Source organism: Kitasatospora sp. NPDC127035 (assembly GCF_042726075.1).
Classification (GTDB): Bacteria; Actinomycetota; Actinomycetes; order Streptomycetales; family Streptomycetaceae; genus Kitasatospora.
In genome coordinates, this window is sequence record NZ_JBHXDN010000143.1 from 1 (window position 1) to 4,900 (window position 4,900).

General features: G+C 74.9%; 2 protein-coding genes. Both read left to right on the forward strand.

The genetic code is table 11. The features are described from left to right. Positions 1 to 641 (forward strand): phosphopantetheine-binding protein (locus tag ACFWIC_RS40655; protein WP_380522200.1); only part of this gene is annotated, 641 nt, incomplete at its 5' end. Between the two features lie 23 nt (positions 642 to 664). Then, on the forward strand, positions 665 to 4,900 hold a 4,236-nt coding region (locus ACFWIC_RS40660), incomplete at its 3' end, for a type I polyketide synthase (protein WP_380522202.1).

A 4,900-nucleotide genomic window follows, 5' to 3' on the forward strand; every position in this document is an offset into this window, starting at 1 on the left:
ACTGGGGGGTGTTGCGGTCGCAGGCGGCGAGTGGTGAGTTGAACCCGTTGCTGCGCGGGCTGGTCCGCACTCCCCGCCGCACCGCCACCACCACCGCGGCCACGCCGACCGGGGACGGCCGTGAGGCCCTGCTCCGGAGGCTCACCGCGGTGAGCGAGGCGGAACAGCTCCGCCTGCTCCTGGACGTGGTCCGCGCCGGCGCGGCGAAGGTCCTCGGCCAGAGCATCGACGAGACCGTGCGGGCCACCCAGACCTTCAAGGAGGTCGGCTTCGACTCGCTGACCTCGCTGCGGATCCGGACCGGCCTGACGGAGGCCACCGGTGTCCGGCTCCCGGCGACGCTGGTGTTCGACCACCCGACGCCGACCGCCGTCGCGGAACACCTGCGGGACCGGCTCGGCTTGGCGGGGGCCGCGGTCGTGCCGCCCGTCCTGCTCGAACTCGACCGGCTCGAAGCGGCGTTGGCGGCCACGTCCGGGACGCCCGACGGTCTGCGGGCCCAGGTCACCGCCCGTCTGGAGGCCCTCACCGCCCGCTGGGCGGAGGCGGGCGAGGAGCCGGACGCCGAGGGCGTCGACCTGGACGCCGCCTCCGACGACGAGCTCTTCGACCTGATCGACAACGAACTCGGCCTTTCCTGATGACGGATACGAGGAAGAACCCCATGTCGAACGACGACAAGCTGCGCGACTACCTCAAGCGCGTCACGGCCGACCTCCAGCAGACCCGGCGCCGCCTGCGCGACGCCGAGGCCCGGCGCACCGAGCCGATCGCCATCGTCGGGATGGCCTGCCGGCTGCCCGGCGGCGTGGCCTCCCCGGCCGACCTGTGGCGGCTGGTCCACGACGGCACCGACGCCATGGCCCCGTTCCCCCGCGACCGGGGGTGGGACGTGGACTCCCTCCACGACCCGGACCCGGACGCGGCCGGGAAGACCTACGCGGAGGAGGGCGGCTTCCTCACCGACCCGGGCGGCTTCGACGCCGCACTCTTCGGGATCTCGCCGCGTGAGGCGCTGGCGACGGATCCGCAGCAGCGGTTGCTGCTGGAGACGTCCTGGGAGCTGCTGGAGCGGGCGGGCATCGACCCGACCTCGCTCGGTGGGCAGCCGGTCGGCGTCTACGCCGGCCTGATGTACCACGACTACGCGCACCACGTGCTCAACCTCCCGGAGGGGCTGGAGGGTTACTTCGGCATCGGCAACTCGGGTTCGGTGGCGTCGGGCCGCATCTCCTACGCCCTCGGGCTGGAGGGTCCGTCGGTGACGGTGGACACGGCCTGCTCGTCGTCGCTGGTGGCGCTGCACCTGGCGGCGCAGGCGCTGCGTGACGGGGAGTGCACGCTGGCGCTGGCCGGCGGTGTCGCCGTCATGGCCACGCCGGAGGTGTTCGTCGACTTCGCGACGCAGCGCGGCCTGGCCCGCGACAGTCGCTGCAAGGCGTACGCCGACGCCGCCGACGGCACGGGCCTGGCCGAAGGCGCCGCGGTCCTCCTGCTGGAGCGGCTGTCGGACGCGCGGCGGCTGGGTCACGAGGTGCTGGCCGTGGTGCGGGGCTCGGCCGTCAATCAGGACGGTGCGTCGAACGGCCTGACCGCGCCCAACGGCCCCTCGCAGGAGCGGGTGATCCGGGCCGCGCTCGCCGACGCCCGGCTGACCGCCGCGGACGTGGACGCGGTGGAGGGTCACGGGACGGGGACGTCGCTGGGTGATCCGATCGAGGCGCAGGCGGTGCTGGCCACGTACGGGCAGGGTCGTCCGGCGGAGCAGCCGGTGTGGCTGGGTTCGTTGAAGTCGAACATCGGGCATGCGCAGGCGGCGGCGGGTGTCGCGGGTGTGATCAAGATGGTGGAGGCGTTGCGGCACGGTGTGCTGCCGAAGAGTCTGCACATCGACGCGCCGAGTTCGAAGGTGGACTGGGAGTCGGGTGCGGTCGCGCTGTTGACGGAGGAGCGGGAGTGGCCGGAGGTGGACCGGCCGCGCCGGGCCGCCGTGTCGTCCTTCGGCGTGAGCGGCACCAACGCCCACGTCATCCTCGAACAGGCCCCTGCCGAGGACGCGCCGCAGTCCTCCGACGAGCCGTCAGAGCAGCAGCCCGACGAGCAGTCCGCCGTCTCCCCGTCGGCCGGCCGTGCCTCGAACGACGTACTGCCGGGTGCCGCCCTGCCGTTGGTCCTGTCGGCCGCCACCGAGCCCGGGTTGCACGCCCAGGCCGACGGCTGGGGCCGGTTCCTCGCCGAACGGCCCGACGCAGACCTGGCGCGGACCGCCCGGACCCTCCTCACCGCGCGTGCCGCGCTGGAGCAGCGGGCGGTGGTGGTGGCCGCCGACCGGGAGGCCGTCCTGACGGCGCTGGGCGCGGCAGCGCGCGCGGAGGAGGCGACGGGTGTCGTCTCCGGCCGTGCGGAGGTGGCGGGCCGGTCGGTGTTCGTGTTCCCGGGTCAGGGTTCGCAGTGGGTGGGGATGGGCCGGCGTCTGTCGGCCGAGTCCCCGGTGTTCGCGCGGGCTCTGGCGGAGGTGGAGGGTGCGCTGAAGCCGTATGTGGACTGGTCGTTGGTGGATGTGGTGAATCAGGTGCCGGGTGCCGCCTCGCTGGAGCGGGTGGACGTGGTGCAGCCGGTGTCGTTCGCCGTGATGGTGGGTCTGGCGCGGGTGTGGGGTTCGCTGGGTGTGGTGCCGGACGCGGTGGTGGGGCATTCGCAGGGCGAGATCGCGGCGGCGCATGTCGCGGGGATCCTGTCGCTGGAGGACGCCGCTGCCGTGGTGGCGCTGCGTTCGCAGGCGATCGCGCGGGGTCTGGCGGGTCGTGGCGGCATGGTGTCCGTCGCGCTGCCGGCCGCCGAGGTGGTGGGCGGTCTGCCGGCCGGTGTGGAGGTGGCGGCGGTGAACGGGCCGTCGTCGGTGGTGGTGGCCGGTGACCCGGTGGGGCTGGACACGCTGGTGGCGGGCTTCGAGGAGCAGGGTGTGCGGGTGCGGCGCGTCCCGGTGGACTACGCCTCCCACACGTCCCACGTCGAGTCGATCGAGGAGGAACTGGCCGGGTTGCTGGCCGGGGTGAAGCCGCAGGCGGCGAGGGTGCCGTTCCTGTCGACGGTGGAGGGCCGGTGGTTGGAGGGTCCTGAGCTGGACGGTGGGTACTGGTACCGCAATCTGCGGCAGACCGTGCGCTTCGCCGGGGCGGTGGACACGCTCGCCGCCGAGGGGTTCCGGGCCTTCGTGGAGGTGAGTGCGCACCCGGTGCTGGCGCACAGTCTGGTGGAGGCGCTGGAGGAGGCGGTCCAGGCTCCGACGGTGGTCACGGGCACGCTGCGGCGTGAGGACGGTGCGTGGGACCGGGTCCTGCTCTCGGCCGCCGAGCTGTACGTCCGCGGGGTCGGGGTGGACTGGTCGGCGGCGTTCGCCGACGCCGGCACCCTGCGGCCCTCCGACCTCCCCACCTACCCCTTCCAGCACGAACGTTACTGGCTGGAGACGCGTCCCACCGCCGACGTGGGCGCCGCCGGGCTGGCACCCGTCGGGCACCCGCTGCTGGGTGCGGCCGTGTCGCTGCCGGAGGGCGGGTCGGTGCTCACCGGCCGGCTGGAGCAGCGGGACCACTCGTGGCTCGCGGACCACGCCGTCGCCGGGACCGTCCTCGCCCCGGGGGCAGCGCTGCTGGAGCTGGTCTCGCGGGCCGGTGACGAGGCGGGCGCCCCCGCCGTCGACGAGCTGGTGATCGAGGCTCCGCTCGTCATCCCCGAGCGTGGTGCCCTGCACCTGCACGTGCGGGTCGACGCGCCGGAGGACGACGCGCCCGATGCCCGGCGTCCGTTCGCCCTGTACTCGCGGCCCGAGGGCGGCGAGGGGGCCTGGACGCGGCACGCCAGCGGCTTCCTCGGCGGGGAGGCCGGGCCGGGCGCCGCGGCCCCCGGCCCGTGGCTTCCGGCGGGTGCGGAGCCGGTCGCGCTGGACGGCTTCTACGAGCGGCTGGCCGAGCGGGGCTTCGTCTACGGCCCGGCGTTCCAGGCGCTGCGGGCCGCCTGGCGGCACGACGGCGAGGTGCACGCCGAGGTGGCGCTGCCCGCCGGCCTGGCCGCCGCCGGCTACGGGATCCACCCCGTGCTGCTGGACGCCGCGCTCCAGGCCACCAACTTCCTGGCCGTCGCCGAGCCGGAGCCCGGGCACGTCCTGCTGCCGTTCGCCTGGAACGACGTGGCCCTGTTCGCGTCGGGGGCCACCGCCCTGCGGGTGCACGCCCGGCAGACGGGTCCGTACGCGTTCTCGCTCGTCCTCACCGACCCGGCCGGACTGCCGGTGGCCTCGATCGGGTCGCTGTCGCTGCGGCAGGTGCCGGTCGACCGGCTCACCGCCCTCGGGGCGGCCGGGGCCGAGCACCTCTACAGCGTCGCCTGGGCGCCGCTCGCCCCGGTCGCGGAGGCCGGGACGGCCGTCCCGGCGGTGCTGGACCTCACCGGCGAGCCGGCGGTCGGGCCCGAGGGCGCCCGCGCGCTGCTCGGCCGGGTCGCGACCTTCCTGCACGACGGGCTCGCGGATCCTGCCCGGGCCGGCGAGACGCTGGTCGTCGCGACCGGGCTGCCCGACGCGGACCCGGCGGTCAACGCGGTGTGGGGGCTGGTCCGTTCCGTCCAGCACGAGCAGCCCGGCCGCGTCCTCCTCCTCGGTGGCGAGGGAGCGGCGTTCCCCGCCTCGGCGGTGGAGCCGTCGGTCCTGGGGGGCCTGCTGGCGTCGGGTGAGTCGCAGGTGGTGTGGCGTGACGGTGACGCGGTGGTGCCGCGCCTGGTGCGTGCGGCCGTGTCCGGGTCCGTCGGGGTGTTGGATCCGGCGGGGACGGTGTTGGTGACGGGTGGGACGGGGACGTTGGGCGGGTTGGTGGCTCGGCGTCTGGTGGAGTCGCACGGGGTG